This window comes from Aquabacterium sp. (assembly GCF_029946005.1).
In the GTDB taxonomy this organism is placed as follows: Bacteria; Pseudomonadota; Gammaproteobacteria; order Burkholderiales; family Burkholderiaceae_C; genus Aquabacterium.
In genome coordinates, this window is sequence record NZ_JAQSDR010000006.1 from 334,314 (window position 1) to 348,401 (window position 14,088).

Sequence of the window (14,088 nt, forward strand, 5' to 3'; positions counted from 1 at the left end):
CCTTGAGCCCCCAGCCGCCGTCCTCCCTGCCCTTGGCCCAGCAACACTGCGAACACCGCAGTGGCACCGCCTTGTCCGAGCGGGGCGGCCAGATGATGCTGACTCAGGTGCCCGGCTGGGCCATCGACCACTGCGTGCCCGGCGGCGTGCTACAACGCAGCTTTGCCTTCAAAAACTTCCATGCCACCATGGCTTTCGTGAACGCCGTGGCCTGGATTGCGCACCAACAAGACCACCACCCCGACCTCAACGTCGGCTACAACCGCTGCACCCTTCGCTGGTCCACCCACTCGGTGAACGGCCTGTCCCTGAATGATTTCATCTGCGCCGCCCGCGTTGATGCACTGAGCCTCTAGCGCCCATGCGATCCCATCAACGCATCTCCACCCGTTCCCCGGCCACCAACAAACGCCACGATGTGCCCGAGGGCACCGAGCTTGAAACCGGCTTGGTCGTGTCCACGCATGGCCGCCATTGCTTCGTCGAAACACCTGACGGGCGCCGCCTGATCTGCCATCCGCGCGGCAAGAAGAGCGAGGTCGTCGTGGGCGACCGCGTCACCTGGCACCTCACCCAAGAGGGCGCCAATGAGGGCGTCATCGTGCAGATCGAAGAGCGCAGCAACCTGCTCTACCGCCAGGACGAATGGCGCAGCAAATCATTCGCCGCCAACCTTGATCTGTTGCTGATGTGGATCGCGGTGGAGCCCGTGTTCAGCGAAGCGCAAGTCACCCGCGCGCTGATCGCCGCCGAAGTGGCGGGCATCAAACCCTGCATCGTGCTGAACAAGACCGACCTGCCCGGCACCGACGTGGCCCGCGAGCGCTTGCTGCCCTACCGAGCCATGGGCTACGAGGTGATCGAGCTGTCGCTGACGCACCAGGGCGAAGCCGCCAAAGAGATCATCCTGCCCATGTTGCGCGGCAAAGCCACGCTGGTCTTGGGCCCCTCGGGCGCGGGCAAAAGCACCCTGATCAACACCCTGGCGCCGCACGCACGCGCCGAGGTCGGTGAGATCTCGCAGGCGCTCAATTCAGGCAAGCACACCACCACGCACTCGACCTGGTACTGGGTCGAAGGCGAAGCCACCAGCGCCGCCGAAAGCCGCGCTGCCGTGATCGACTCGCCGGGTTTTCAAGAGTTCGGCCTGCACCACGTCACACCGGTGCAACTGGCCCACCTGATGCCCGACATCGCCAAACACGCCACCGACTGCCGCTTCGCCAACTGCACGCACCGCCAGGAGCCGGGCTGCGGCGTGCAGGCCGCCGTGCAAAAGGGCGAAATCAGCGCCATGCGCATCAGCCTCTACACCGCCTTGTTCGACGAACTCAGCGAGACCCGCTGGTGACCTCAGCACCACACCAATTGCCATGTCAGACCAGCTCAGCCCCCTGCCCGCCACCCTGGACGCATTTCGCCAAGGCACCTTGCCCTTGAACACGCTGGTCCAAAAGTGGCGCTGCGCAGCCGCAGAGCATCAACCCGCCTTGCCCCAACGCTACCAGGACGTGTTGGAACGCATCCTGACGCAGCTTGAATCCAGCGCTTTGTTCTCGGAAGAAAGCTGCTCGTTCAGCCAGACCGACATCGTCAATGCCTTGGGCGACTGGCTGGCCAAGGCCCGAGCGCTGGGCTGAGCAAACTCAGGCGAAGGCCACAAACCCCTTGCTTGCTTGATCAGCCAATCAGGTTGGCCAGGGACAGCAGTGCCAGCAGCAACATCCACAGCACCACCGACCGCCAGATCAGGGCCACGACGCTGCGCAGGTGGGCCATCTGGGGTGGCGCACCTGAGGTGCTGCCGGCGGACGATGTGTGGTCGGGGTCGTCACCACTGCTGAGCGTGCGGCTCACGTCCAGTGACTCCGACGCAGCGGGTGGCGCCTTGCCGCCCAGACGCACGCCCACGGCGCCCGAAGCCGCCGCCAGGATCGTGCCTTCGTTGCCGCTGACCCACAACTTGGCATGACGGCGCCAGGCCTCGACCGCCTCTTCGAAATTGCCAACCACCGCAAAACCAAAGGCCGTGAGCCGGGCCGGCACGTGGTCTAACCAGGAAAACAGCTTTTGCGACAGGTTCATCAACCCATCATGGGTGGGCGCACCGGTGACGTGGCTCTTGTAGGCCCAATAGCGGCTGGTGAACTCGGCCATGCGGTACAGCACCGCGCCCATCGGGCCCAAGCCCAGCGTGGACAAAGCGACGAACCAGAAAAACACGCCAAACACATGGCGATGGGCCGCCAGCAGCGAATGCTCGATCACATGGCGCAGCAGTTCGGCACGGGGCAGATCACTGGCATCCACGTGACGCCACTCGGCCAGCAACTCCCGCGCGCGATCTTCGCGGCCGTTGTCCAGGGCATCGCGGATGTGGGTGAAATGGTGACTGAACTGGCGAAAGCCGAGAGTGGTGTACAGCACGGCCACATCCCACACCAGCGCCAGCACCGTGCTGTAACGGTTCAGCAGCACATAGACCAGGCCCAACGCCAGGGCTGGCCCCAGCACCGTGATCGCCCAGACCACCTTGGAGTGCGAAGGCGCCCCGGCGTCAAAATTGCGCCCAGTCCAGAGCACCCAGCGCGTCAGGCTGTGGTGAATGGGATTGCGGGTCGACAAGGGCTTGAGCTGCTCAATCAACAAGGCGAACAGCACGGCGAAGAAACTCATGCGGCGATCATAGCGGTGCGCCCGTGCACCGATGTAAAAAAGCCCAGCCGCGCGTCATGCGGCCAGGAATCGGTACAAATTTCGCAACATCGCGGCGGTGGCGCCCCAGATGAAATACGGCTCTTCTGCCAGCGTTGACGACCAGGGCATGGCCAGGAACTCGACGGGGGCACCCGCGATGATGATCATGCGCCGCTGGTGGTGCGCGGGGTTCATCAAGAACCCCAGCGGCACCTCAAAGATGTCATCCACCTCGCCGGGCTGGCGCTCCAGCTTGAGCAGATCGTCGTCCAGGTCCCAGGGCTGCAAGAGGCCCACCACTGGCGTCACCACGAAGCCCGAGTTGGTGGTGTAGGTGGGCAAGCTGCCCAGCACCTCGACCCGCTCGGGGTGGAGGCCCACTTCTTCGTGGGCCTCACGCAAAGCCGTGTTCACCGGCGTGATGTCGGCGGGCTCGTGCCGCCCTCCGGGAAAGCTGATCTGCCCCCCATGCGCTTTCAAGTGCATGGAGCGCTGCGTCAACAGCACAGTGGGTTCCGGGCGCATCACCAAGGGGATGAGCACCGCCGCCGGCCGTGGACTGGCGGGACTGAACCAGCGCTCGATTTCCACATCCGGCGTCCACTCCGGCGGGTGCTTGAAGCGCTGGCGCAAGGCGTGCGCGGTGAGGCTCGCGGCGGTCACGGCCGGCAAATGCTGGTCGTATCCGAGCACTTCAGTGGCTTGAGGGTCAAACGGCAGGACCATGACGAGAGTTTGAAAAGCAAAAAACCGCCTGAGCGTGAGCAACAGGCGGTTGATGGGAGTTGCTGCGATTAAGCGAGCTTCTCTTTGATCCGAGCCGACTTGCCGCTGCGTTGACGCAGGTAGTACAGCTTGGCACGGCGGACATCGCCGCGGCGCTTGACTTCGATCGTCGCAATCAGGGGGCTGTACAGCTGGAACGTGCGCTCCACGCCTTCGCCGCTGGAGATCTTGCGCACGATGAAGCTGCTGTTCAGGCCGCGGTTGCGCTTGGCAATCACGACGCCTTCGTAAGCCTGCACGCGCTTGCGGGTGCCTTCAACGACGTTCACGCTGACCACCACGGTGTCGCCAGGGGCGAACACGGGGATGGTCTTGTTCAGGCGAGCAATTTCTTCTTGCTCAAGCTGCTGAATCAGATTCATGGATAACTCCTAAGTGATCTTGTCTGCGCTCAGTACGCCATTATGGCGGGCCAGATAGAGGATCGGAAAAGACCGCGATTATAGCAGTAAAGTTTTGAGAAAGCGCTCATCTTCTTTGCTGAGCGCGCCAGACTGGCGGGCAATCTCGATCAATTCGGGCCTTCTGCGCGCCGTGATCGTCAATTGCTGCTCGCGCCGCCACTTGGCGATGTGGGCGTGGTGACCCGACATCAGTGTTGGCGGCACGGCCATTTCAATGCCCTCCACCGTCAGCACTTCGGGGCGGCTGTAGTGCGGGCAATCGAGCAAGCCGTCCGAAAAACTGTCTTGCTGGTGCGAGGCTGCGTCGTTCAGCACGCCGGGCTGCAAACGCGCCACGGCGTCGATCAGCGTCAAGGCGGGCAACTCGCCACCCGATAGCACGTAGTCGCCCAGGCTGATTTCTTCATCCACGTGAGCATCGATGAAGCGCTGGTCAATGCCTTCGTAGCGACCGCACAGCAGCACAGCGCCAGGGCTTTGCGCCAGCGATTGCACGCGCGCCTGAGTCAGGGGCTGGCCGGTCGGGCTGAACAGAATCACGGGCAAGGCCTTTTGCAGGCCACTCGCAGCGTGATCGGCCTGGATGGCAGCCAGTGCCTTGCAAAGGGGCTCGACCAACATGACCATGCCGGGGCCGCCGCCATAAGCGCGGTCGTCCACCCGCCGGTAGGTGTCCTCCGCGAAATCACGAAGTTGCCACAGGCGCAGCTCGATCGCCTTGCTGTCAAAAGCACGGCGGTTCACGCCCACCGACTGGAAGGGCGCGAACAATTCGGGAAACAGGGTGATGACGTCAAAGCGCACGAACGTGCCGCCTTGTTCAGTAGTCCAGACCCCAATCGGCCACGATGCGCCGATCTTGCAGGCTGACGCTGTCGATGTAGGCCCCGACAAAGGGGATCAGGCGCTCGGTATTGGCTTCATCGACGCAACGCAGCACGCTGTGAGCGCCGGTATCGATCAGATCGGCCACGGTGCCCAGGACTTCGTCTTGGCGGTTCACCACGGTCAGGCCCAGGAGGTCGATCCAGTAGAACTCGTCGGAATCAGGCGTGGGGAATGCGGAGCGCGACACGAACACGCGGGCGCCGCGCAAAGTCTCGGCACCATTGCGATCGGTGATGCCATCGGCGGTGGCGACGATGGTGTCGCCCTGCTCACGGGCATTTTTGATCTTCAGGGTGCGGGGCGCGCTCAGGCGGGCCACGGCCGGAGCCGCAGGCTTGGCACCAGGAGGACGCACGGCCACGCCCGGCTGAACCTCAGCAGGACGCAAAAACCAGCGTTTGGTGCAGAACAGGGCCTGGGGGTCACCCGAAAAAGGCTGGACTTTGAATCCACCCTGGATGCCCCAGGCCTCGCCGATGCGCGCGACTTCTACCGCGTCCTCGGGCCAGGCGACATCATCGTCCAGCCCCAAGGAGGGCACAGTCACGCGATCGTTCATGCCAATCAAGCAGCCGCGACGGCCTTGGTCTTGGCTTCGCGGAACAGGCGTTCCACGGTGGGCGACACTTGTGCGCCGTGGCTCACCCAGTGTTCCACGCGGTCAAAAGCGACGCGCAGCGATTCGGCTTGGCCAGAAGCCACGGGGTTGTAGAAACCCACGCGCTCCAGGAAGCGGCCGTCACGGCGGTTGCGCTTTTCAGCGGCAACGATGTTGAAAAAGGGGCGCTTCTTGGAGCCACCGCGAGCAAGTCGAATCACGACCATGATGTGTCCTTCAAATGAATGGGGCGGCTGCCATTCCCGGGAGACACTCGGGGTCCGGCGACCTGTCGGCCGGCTTGGGGCTTTTTGCCTTGGGCCGACACCTGATCGTTCCAGCACATTTAGATACGCGCCCTGCCTGGCAGCAAACCGCCGGGCAAAACACATGCTGGAAAACCGAGCATTATAGTCCGAGCAATTCGTTTTGTGCGCATTCAATGGCGCCGCCCCATGAGCAACACCACCGCCAACGTCCAAAATTACAAGTCCAAGACCCTGGCCACCTGGGTCACCCTGATCGGCGGGCCGCTGGGATTGCACCGGTTTTACCTCTACGGGTTTGGTGACGTCTGGGGCTGGTTACACCCGATTCCAACCTTGTTGGGCGTGCTGGGCCTTCAGCGTGTCGAAGAACTGGGCCAGGATGACAAGCTCGCCTGGTTGCTCATTCCCATCCTGGGTTTCATGGTGGCCTACACGATGTTGCAAGCCATCTACTACGGGCTGATGGCCGATGAGAAATGGCATGCGCGCTTCAACCCGTCCTTGCGCGCAGACCCGAACGCCCCTGCCAGTGGCTGGGCGGCTGTGATCGGCGTGGTGCTGGCGCTGCTGCTGGGCGCCACCGTGCTGATGGCCACCATCGCGTTCTCAGGCCAGCGTTACTTCGAGTACCAGGTCGATGAAGCGCTGAAGATCAGTCAGTGACCGGATTGAGTTCATGCCGCAAGTGCAGGCAAGTGCCGGATAATCGCGCTTTTGCCTTTCCCCACGCTGCGCCATGACTGCTGAAAATCCGTCCACCCCCCTCACCTACGACCAGGCCGGCGTCAATTACGACCTGATCGACCCGCTGAAGGTGGCCGCGCAACGTGCCGCCGCCCAGACCGGCGCGCACCTGGCCAGCCATGGTTTCAGCGAAGTGGGCGCCTCGCGCGGCGAATCGGCCTACGTGGTCGATGTGGGCCCGATGTACCTGGCCAGCATCGTCGAATGCCTGGGCACCAAGCCCCTGGTGGCCGACGACATGGCCAAGCTCACCGGCAAAAGCTACTACGACGGCATCGCCCAGGACACCATCGCGATGGCGGTGAACGACCTGATCACGGTGGGCGCCACGCCTTTGGTGGTGCAAGCTTACTGGGCCGCAGGCGGCTCGGATTGGTTTGCCGACAAGGTGCGTGCCAATGCCCTGGTGGCAGGCTGGAAAAAGGCCTGCGACATCTGCAATGTGGCCTGGGGCGGTGGCGAAACGCCCGCACTGGCTGGCATCGTGGCCGATGGCCGGGTCGACCTGGCCGCGTCCTGCACCGGCATCATCAGCCCCAAGACCCGCCTGTCGGTGGGCGACAAGATGGGCCCCGGCGATACGATCGTGCTGCTGGCTTCCAGCGGCATCCACGCCAACGGCCTGTCGCTGGCGCGCAAGCTGGCCGAGCGCTTGCCCCAGGGCTACCTGACCGACATCGGCAACGGCGAAAGCTATGGCGAGGCCTTGCTGGCACCCACCACGCTCTACTCGCCCGTGACCGAGGCCCTGGCCGCCGCAGGCATCAACCCACATTACTGCGCCAACATCACTGGCCACGGCTGGCGCAAGCTGTTGCGCCACCCCAAGCAACTGACCTACCGCATCACGCAGGTGCCCACCGTGACGCCCGTGCTGGCTTTCATGCAGCGCGAATGCCAGCTGGACGACCAAGAGGCCTATGGCACCCTGAACATGGGCGCGGGCTTTGCGTTGTACGTGGCAGCGGGCGATGCCCAACGCGTCGTCGAGATCTCGAAAACGCTGGGCATTGAGGCGATCATCGCGGGCCGGGTCGAAGAGGGCCCCAAGCAGGTCGTGATCGAACCCTTGAACGTGGTTTACGGCGCGGATGAGCTGCAACTGCGCTGATCAGGCCCCCAGCTAAACTGAGGTTTAGGCCCCGGTTTTGTGTGATCAACCTCGTTACCATTTGCCCAACGGATTGTTCAAACGCTGTCCGTTCATGACAATAAAGGCATTTGCTCAGGGAACGTCAGGGGTCTCCGCTAGCCGGTTGGAGAAGTTGCAGCCGTGCGTGTATTGATCATTGACGACCATCCTCTCTTCCGAGAGGGTTTGCAGAGTCTGCTGCTCTCGCTGGATGCCAACAACCATGTGGTCCAGGCAGCGAGGGTGGCAGATGCTTGCAAACACCCCACCGATGGATTTGACCTGATCCTGCTGGACCTGAACCTGCCCGGTCAGACAAGGCTGGACGCCTTGCGCGAAGTGCGCCAATGGTTTGACTGTGCGTCGGTGGTCATCATCTCTGCCGACGATGAACTGGACACCATCCAGGCTTGCATCCAAGCGGGAGCTTCCGGCTTCATCCCCAAAGACACCGACTCCGACGTGACCATCGAGGCCCTGCGAATCGTGCTGGCCCAGGGCATATACCTGCCGCCCAAGGCGGTGGCCGCGCCACCCTCCAGTCACGACGCAAGCGCGCAGCCGGGTGCGTCCGTACCGCCCACGGTCACCTTCAGCGACCGGCAACTGGCCGTGCTTCGCAGCCTGCTGCAAGGCAAGTCCAACAAGATCATCGCCCGCGACATCGGCATCGCCGAAGGCACGGTCAAGGCGCACCTGTGGGCCGTCTACCAAACGCTGGGCGTGAGCAGCCGTGCCCAGGCCATGTACAAGGCCCATGAATTGGGCCTCATGCGGCAACTGGACACCTTGCAACGCCCCGCCCCCCGTAAAAAGCGCGACTGGTGATGATGAACGCGGGTGTGCAAACTCCCACCAATGCGCCCCTGAGCCCACCCCATTCAGCGGTGCACGAGGTGCTCAGCCTGGTGGCCCGCCAGGTAGGCTTGATACCCTGGCCCGTGTTCCTGGTTGCCGCCCTGATCGCGTCCATTGCCATGCGCAGCTACCCGGGCTGGCTGGTGAGTGGATGGCTGCTGATGGTTGGGTGCGTGCTGACCCTGCGCTGGCGGCTGTTGACGTTTCCCGCTGATGATGCCGACGACGAAGCCTTGGCCCCCGAGTTGCGCAAGGCCATCGTTCTGAGTGGTGTCAACGGCCTCACACACGCGATGTGCGTGCTCTTCTTTCCGCTCATGACCGAGCTGGAAAGGTCGGTGCTGACCATGCTGCTCGCAGGCTTGTCCAGCGGCGCGGTCGGCAGCACGGCCGGGCACCCCGCGATCTATTCTGCCTATGCTGGGCCGGTCATGGGCGGACTGGCGTTGGCGTGGCTCATCGTGCCATCCAATGCGCAACAGGGCTGGCTGGGCACCTCGATGTCGGTGCTGATCGTGATGTACTTGCTGGTCCTGATGTCACTGGCGCGGGGCAACCACCAATCCCTGCAACGGGCCGTGGGCCTTCGCCAGAAGGCCTTCCAGCTCAACCGTGAACTGCGTGACGCGTTGGAGGCGGCCGAGCATGCCAACATCGCCAAGACACGCTTCCTGGCCTCGGCCAGCCACGACTTGCGCCAACCACTGCACACCCTGACGCTGTTCAGCGCCGCCCTGAACACCGAGAATTTGTCCGATCGCGCCCATGAGATCGTGGGCCACATGAACACCGCCATCCGGGCGCTGGGCGAACAACTCTCAGGCTTGCTCGACCTGTCAAAGCTGGATGCCGGCATCATCCAGACCCAGGCCTGTGCGATGCACCTGGCGCCCTTGCTCAGGCAGCTGCACCACGAGTTCACCCCACTGGCCCACAGCAAAGGCCTGCGCCTGGCGCTGACCTGCCCCGAATCGCTCGGCGTTCACTCTGACGGCGTGCACCTCAGCCGGGTGGTGCGCAACCTGCTGGACAACGCCATCAAATACTGCGATGCCGGCACGGTCTGGCTGGGCGCCGAAACCTTGCCCGGGCAAGACGGCTTGCCTGGCCGGGTATTGATCAAGGTGCGGGACACTGGCCGTGGCATCCCAGCTGAACACCACCGCCAGGTGTTCGAAGAGTTTTTCCAACTCGACAATCCGGAACGCGACCGCACCAAGGGCCTGGGCCTGGGCCTGTCGATCGTGCAAAGGCTGTCTCAACTGCTGGACATCCGGGTCTCACTGGAATCAGAAATCGGCGTGGGCACCCAGGTGACCTTGAGCTTGGGCGTGGCCACGTCGGCGCTGCCCCCAAAACCGGCGCATGAAGAGCCGGAAGCCTCCATGCCGATGTGCCACATGCTGGTCATTGACGACGAGACCGAAGTGCGCGCGGCCATGAAAGCCTTGCTGACCTCGCGAGGTTGCCGCGTCACCCTGGCGGCCAGCACGGACGAGGCCATCCGCCTGATCGCCGAGGACCCGCCGGACATCGCCCTGGTGGACTTCCGCCTGCGCGCCGAAGAAAACGGCATCAGGGCCATCCGCAAGCTCAGGCAACTGCAGCCCAGCCTGCCCGCCCTGCTGGTGAGCGGCGACACCGCGCCCGATCGCTTGCGGGAAGCCCAAGAAGAAGGCCTGCTTTTGTTGCACAAACCGGTGTCTGCCGACACCTTGCTTCAGGCCATTCGGCTGGCGCTTGAGGAAGAAAACTGACCATGCCCCCAGACGCCGCCGAACATCTTTTTTCCATGGGATTGGAATCACTGATGGCCCGGCATGAGGGCATCAGGGTTGAAGGGGCCAAATCCTCGGCGGAACGATTTGACTGCGATGTTCTGATCGTGGGCAGTGGCTATGGCGCCGCCGTGACCGCAGATGCCCTGGCCGGCGTGCTCGATGGCCGCACCGGCCAAGCCAGCCGGGTGTGGGTGCTGGAGCGCGGCCAGCACTACGTGCAAGGCAGCTTTCCCGCTCGGCTGGCCGAACTGCCAGGCCACGTGCGCTTCACCACACCCGACAACACAACAGCGCAAGGGGTGCGCACGGGCCTGTTCGACGTGCGGGTGGGGCCCGATGTGTGCGCCGTGGTGGCCAACGGCCTGGGTGGCGGCTCGCTGATCAATGCCGGGGTGATGGCCATGCCCGAGCCTCAGGTGTTCGAGCAAGCTGCCTGGCCGGATGCCTTGCGTCAAGACGCAGCGTTGCTGCGCGAACTGGCACAAGGCTTGTCCACACGGCTGGGCGCACAAACCTGCCCTCCGGACCAGCCAAGACTGGCCAAGCACGCCGCGCTTGAAGAACTCGCCGGTGCATTGCCCGGGCATGGCGGCACGTTCAAATCGTTGCCCATCACCGTGGACTGGTCAAGCTGCCAACGCTGCGGTGACTGCGCCACCGGCTGCAACCACAACGCCAAACGATCGCTGGACAAGACCTTGCTGGCCTCGGCGCGGCGGCGAGGCGCGAGCTTGGTCACCGGTGCCAGCGTGCAACGTTTGGAGGCGCTGTCGGGTGGTCGGTGGCGGGTCTGGATCGAACACACCAACCCCTTGCTCGCGGCGCAAACCGACCAGGCGTTCACCGTTCGGGCCAGGCGGGTGGTGCTGGCCGCGGGCACTTTCGGTTCCACCGAAATCCTCATGCGCTCACGGGCCCACGGGCTGCCAACCTCGGGCCGCCTGGGCGAGCACTTTTCAAGCAATGGGATGTGCTCGCCGCCGTGTACGGGCAGGCCTCGCCGGTCAATGCGGTGGCCGATGAGCACCAGGCCTCTGGCGAACGCGAGGTGGGCCCCACCATCACGGCGATGGTCGATCTGCGCCAGGCCAACCTAGCCGGTCAAGCCACGGCGCCCGGCCTGGGCCACGTGGTTCAGGAGCTGGCCGTGCCCGGGCCCCTCAAGCAGCTTTTCGCAGAGCTGTTCACCACCGCCAAGGCCCTGCACGATCTGGCCCGCTTCGACCTGACCCGCCACCAGCCACACGACGACGACCCCCTGGTGTTGCGGGAGCAGCAACTCCGGCACACCCAGGTTCTGGCGATCATTGGTCACGACAGTGCCAACGGCCACCTTCGCCCGCCCGACCTCATCGACTGGAAAGACCCGAGCCGTGGCGAAGGGCTGCTCACCGTGTCCTGGCCAGAGCTGAAGGAAGACCCGCGCCCCGATCAGCAACTGGCGGCGCTGCGCCAATGGTGCGAGGCCTCTGACCACCCCCTCGGCCAGGTGCTCCCCATGCCGTTGTGGCAACCCCTGCCCGCCAGCATGCGCGCCTTGACCGGCGATCAAAAAGGCCCGGCCGTGAGCACCCACCCGCTGGGCGGCTGTGCCATGGGCGCTTCGGGCACCCATGGCGCGGTCAACCACCTGGGTCAGGTTTTTCAGGGGCAGGGCACCGACGTGCACCCGGACCTCGTCGTGCTAGACGGCTCGATCATCCCCACCTCACTGGGCATCAACCCGGCCTTGACGATCGCCACCGTGGCTCAACGGGCCATCGATCGGCTTCGCGTTTTGTGGCGACTCACCGACGCAGACCCCACCCCTCCTACCCCCGTGACCGCGCCGCGCGTCTACCGTCAGCCATCGACCTTGTACGCCACCGCCGCGCGCCAACGCATCCCCACGACCATTGAAGTCACCGAGCAGCTGCATGCTTGGGTGAACCCCGACGACTGGACACACGCCCTATGGCCCGAAGGACACCGCTTGGCTTTGCGGCTGACCTTGCGCTTTCAGCCGGTGGAGGCCCTTGCCCTGCTGAAGCCGAACCCCGATGCCCGCACCCTGCGCCTGGACCCGCAGCACAGCCGACTGGAATTTGCCCTGATCAACGGCCAGGAGTCGCGCGTGGGATCGGCTTTCGAACGGGGCGAGGTGGTGTTGACGGCACCCTTGTCGGGCCAATTGCGCTTCATGTACCGCGAGGCCTCGACAGCCTGGCAGCGCGCCACGCGCGCGGGCTGGGCCTGGCTCATCAACCGGGGCCTGCGGGACACCGTGCTTCACCTGTTGGGCCGGGATTCGCCATCTTCATCGTCCGCCCATCTGAGCACGGCTGAACGGCTCCGCGGGCTGCTTCAACTGGCCACCCGGGCCGGTGAGGTGCGCCGCTTTGACTACAGCTTGCGCACACTCAACGCCACAGCGCAAAGCCAGGCCCCCTGGGTCCTGCAGCTCCAGCAAGCTTGGCAAGGCCAGGACCTGGCGGGCCACAAACGCCTCACCTATGCACGGCGTGGCAACCCCTGGACACAGCTGATGAGCATGCGCCTGACCCAGCACCCGGGGCGCCCCGCCTGGTCCAACGCCGACATCCCGATGCAGGTGAACCTGTCGTACTTCGCAGAGCAAGGCGTGCCTTTGCTGCGATTGCTGCGCTTTGACACCATGCCCGACGCCCTGGCCGACCTGGGCAGCCTGGCGGCCTGGGTCTCGCGCGTGCTGCTGCACACCCATGTGTGGACCTTCCGCAAGCCCGACACACCGCCATCGCGCCCGGTCCACCGGCTGCCCGGTCCCATCCCCGACCTCCCAGCGCCGGAGATCATCGACCTGGACGTGGGACCAGCTGCGGTGCGCATCCGGCTCACACGGTACGCCCGGCACCACAGCCGTCCGGTGCTGATGATCCACGGCTACAGCGCCAGCGGCACCACCTTTGCCCACCCTGCGGTGCGCCCCAACCTGGCCGAGACCCTGTGGAAGCAAGGTCATGACGTGTGGATCCTGGACATGCGCACCAGCCCCGGCCTGCCCACGTCGAGCCAGCCCTGGACCTTCGAGGAAGTTGCCTACAACGACATCCCCGAAGCGGTGGACCACATCGCGCGCGCCACGGGCCACGCCCAGATCGACATCGTGGCCCACTGCATGGGCTCGGCGATGCTGTGGATGGCTTTGCTCGGCGACCTGCCGACGCAAGCCACACCCACCGATGCCCGGCCCGCCTTGCGCGCCGCCCTCAAGGGCCGCATCCGCCGCCTGGTCATCTCGCAGGTTGCCCCCAAGGTGGCTTTCAGCCCCGCCAACGTCATGCGGGCTTACCTGGCCCGCTACCTGCGCCAGTTCATGCCCCTGGGCCGTTTCGACTTCCGCCCGGAGCACCCTACCCTGGCCGACACCTTGCTGGACCGCCTGCTGGCCTCGCAGACCTACCCCGACGCTGAATTCAGCATGGAGAACCCGTTCTGGCCACCCTGGCGTCAAGCCAGCTGGATCGGCACACGGCACCGCATGGACGCGCTGTATGGCCGGGACTTCAATGCCCTGAACCTGTCGGTGGGCATGCTGGACGCCATTGACGACCACTTCGGCCCCATGAACCTGGCCTCGGTCAGCCAGGCCATCCACTTCGCCCGCTGGCGTTGCCTGACCGACCATCAGGGCAACCCCGTCTACGTGACGCCCGCCCGGATGGCCGCCGCGTTCACCTTCCCGTGCCTGTACGTGCATGGCGAGGAAAACGGCCTGTCCGACATCAGCGGCATGCACTTGTTCCGCGATTTCGTGGACAGCCTGGGGCCGCAATTTTCCGAACGCTTGGTCTGCGCCCCCATTCCTGGCTACGGGCATCAGGACTGCCTGATCGGAAAGCGGGCCCATCACGACGTTTTTCCACACATCACACGCTTCTTGCAATGAGCAAGCTCAAGGACTTGTTGTCGT

The 14,088-nt window shown here is 64.4% G+C and carries 15 protein-coding genes; 9 read left to right on the top strand and 6 right to left on the bottom strand.

The window, feature by feature from the left end; translation table 11 throughout:
- Nucleotides 1-2: 2 nt before the first annotated feature.
- The 3 genes from PSV38_RS04585 to PSV38_RS04595 are packed head-to-tail and all read left to right on the top strand — an operon-like array spanning nt 3 to nt 1,640.
- Complete coding sequence (locus PSV38_RS04585; protein WP_300545360.1) at nt 3-356, top strand: 4a-hydroxytetrahydrobiopterin dehydratase; 354 nt, start codon at nt 3-5, stop codon at nt 354-356.
- Between the two features lie 5 nt (nt 357-361).
- On the top strand, nt 362-1,351 hold the full coding sequence (rsgA, locus tag PSV38_RS04590) for a ribosome small subunit-dependent GTPase A (protein ID WP_300545363.1): 990 nt from the start codon (nt 362-364) through the stop codon (nt 1,349-1,351).
- A gap of 22 nt (nt 1,352-1,373) precedes the next feature.
- On the top strand, nt 1,374-1,640 hold the full coding sequence (locus PSV38_RS04595; protein ID WP_300545365.1) for a hypothetical protein: 267 nt from the start codon (nt 1,374-1,376) through the stop codon (nt 1,638-1,640).
- Between the two features lie 40 nt (nt 1,641-1,680).
- Here the strand turns inward: PSV38_RS04595 and PSV38_RS04600 are convergent, their stop codons facing one another.
- From PSV38_RS04600 to rpsP, 6 genes are all read right to left on the bottom strand, one after another.
- Nucleotides 1,681-2,676 (bottom strand): CobD/CbiB family protein, encoded by a 996-nt coding sequence (locus PSV38_RS04600; RefSeq protein WP_300545368.1) that lies wholly within the window; start codon nt 2,674-2,676, stop codon nt 1,681-1,683.
- Nucleotides 2,677-2,730: 54 nt separating this feature from the next.
- Nucleotides 2,731-3,423, bottom strand: coding sequence for a CoA pyrophosphatase (locus tag PSV38_RS04605; protein ID WP_300545370.1), 693 nt, complete (start codon nt 3,421-3,423; stop codon nt 2,731-2,733).
- A 68-nt stretch (nt 3,424-3,491) separates the two neighbouring features.
- Entirely contained in the window at nt 3,492-3,845 is a 354-nt protein-coding gene (gene rplS, locus PSV38_RS04610; protein ID WP_300545372.1) for a 50S ribosomal protein L19, read from the bottom strand.
- A 78-nt stretch (nt 3,846-3,923) separates the two neighbouring features.
- Nucleotides 3,924-4,691, bottom strand: coding sequence for a tRNA (guanosine(37)-N1)-methyltransferase TrmD (trmD, locus tag PSV38_RS04615; RefSeq protein WP_300545374.1), 768 nt, complete (start codon nt 4,689-4,691; stop codon nt 3,924-3,926).
- Nucleotides 4,692-4,707: 16 nt separating this feature from the next.
- Nucleotides 4,708-5,334, bottom strand: coding sequence for a ribosome maturation factor RimM (rimM, locus tag PSV38_RS04620; RefSeq protein ID WP_300545377.1), 627 nt, complete (start codon nt 5,332-5,334; stop codon nt 4,708-4,710).
- Nucleotides 5,335-5,339: 5 nt separating this feature from the next.
- Nucleotides 5,340-5,600 (bottom strand): 30S ribosomal protein S16, encoded by a 261-nt coding sequence (gene rpsP / locus PSV38_RS04625; protein ID WP_230181851.1) that lies wholly within the window; start codon nt 5,598-5,600, stop codon nt 5,340-5,342.
- Between the two features lie 228 nt (nt 5,601-5,828).
- On the opposite strand from rpsP, the gene PSV38_RS04630 reads away from it, so the two are divergent.
- The 6 genes from PSV38_RS04630 (at nt 5,829) to PSV38_RS04655 (ending at nt 14,064) form a co-directional block, all read left to right on the top strand.
- Nucleotides 5,829-6,305 carry a hypothetical protein gene (locus tag PSV38_RS04630; protein WP_300545383.1) on the top strand — a complete coding sequence of 159 codons (477 nt, stop codon included), beginning with the start codon at nt 5,829-5,831 and terminating at the stop codon, nt 6,303-6,305.
- Between the two features lie 73 nt (nt 6,306-6,378).
- A complete protein-coding gene (locus PSV38_RS04635; RefSeq protein WP_300545385.1) occupies nt 6,379-7,497 on the top strand; it encodes an AIR synthase-related protein in 1,119 nt (372 codons plus the stop codon).
- 162 nt (nt 7,498-7,659) lie between these two features.
- Nucleotides 7,660-8,346 (top strand): response regulator transcription factor, encoded by a 687-nt coding sequence (locus PSV38_RS04640; protein WP_300545387.1) that lies wholly within the window; start codon nt 7,660-7,662, stop codon nt 8,344-8,346.
- Between the two features lie 14 nt (nt 8,347-8,360).
- The gene (locus tag PSV38_RS04645; RefSeq protein ID WP_300545389.1) at nt 8,361-10,133 is read left to right on the top strand and encodes a hybrid sensor histidine kinase/response regulator; all 1,773 of its coding nucleotides are present in this window, start codon (nt 8,361-8,363) and stop codon (nt 10,131-10,133) included.
- A gap of 2 nt (nt 10,134-10,135) precedes the next feature.
- Nucleotides 10,136-11,254, top strand: a complete 1,119-nt coding sequence (locus PSV38_RS04650) for a GMC family oxidoreductase N-terminal domain-containing protein (RefSeq protein WP_300545391.1) — start codon at nt 10,136-10,138, stop codon at nt 11,252-11,254.
- 401 nt (nt 11,255-11,655) lie between these two features.
- A complete protein-coding gene (locus PSV38_RS04655) occupies nt 11,656-14,064 on the top strand; it encodes an alpha/beta fold hydrolase (RefSeq protein ID WP_366526640.1) in 2,409 nt (802 codons plus the stop codon).
- Nucleotides 14,065-14,088 lie beyond the last annotated feature (24 nt).

Excerpts from the sequence above, each read along its gene's own strand:
- PSV38_RS04605 (WP_300545370.1), bottom strand. The coding sequence starts at position 3,423 with ATGGTCCTGCCGTTTGACCCTCAAGCCACTGAAGTGCTCGGATACGAC.
- PSV38_RS04630 (WP_300545383.1), top strand. The coding sequence starts at position 5,829 with ATGAGCAACACCACCGCCAACGTCCAAAATTACAAGTCCAAGACCCTG.
- PSV38_RS04655 (WP_366526640.1), top strand. The coding sequence starts at position 11,656 with ATGCCGTTGTGGCAACCCCTGCCCGCCAGCATGCGCGCCTTGACCGGC.
- rplS (WP_300545372.1), bottom strand. The coding sequence starts at position 3,845 with ATGAATCTGATTCAGCAGCTTGAGCAAGAAGAAATTGCTCGCCTGAAC.
- PSV38_RS04600 (WP_300545368.1), bottom strand. The coding sequence starts at position 2,676 with ATGAGTTTCTTCGCCGTGCTGTTCGCCTTGTTGATTGAGCAGCTCAAG.
- PSV38_RS04650 (WP_300545391.1), top strand. The coding sequence starts at position 10,136 with ATGCCCCCAGACGCCGCCGAACATCTTTTTTCCATGGGATTGGAATCA.
- rimM (WP_300545377.1), bottom strand. The coding sequence starts at position 5,334 with ATGAACGATCGCGTGACTGTGCCCTCCTTGGGGCTGGACGATGATGTC.
- rpsP (WP_230181851.1), bottom strand. The coding sequence starts at position 5,600 with ATGGTCGTGATTCGACTTGCTCGCGGTGGCTCCAAGAAGCGCCCCTTT.
- PSV38_RS04635 (WP_300545385.1), top strand. The coding sequence starts at position 6,379 with ATGACTGCTGAAAATCCGTCCACCCCCCTCACCTACGACCAGGCCGGC.
- PSV38_RS04595 (WP_300545365.1), top strand. The coding sequence starts at position 1,374 with ATGTCAGACCAGCTCAGCCCCCTGCCCGCCACCCTGGACGCATTTCGC.
- rsgA (WP_300545363.1), top strand. The coding sequence starts at position 362 with ATGCGATCCCATCAACGCATCTCCACCCGTTCCCCGGCCACCAACAAA.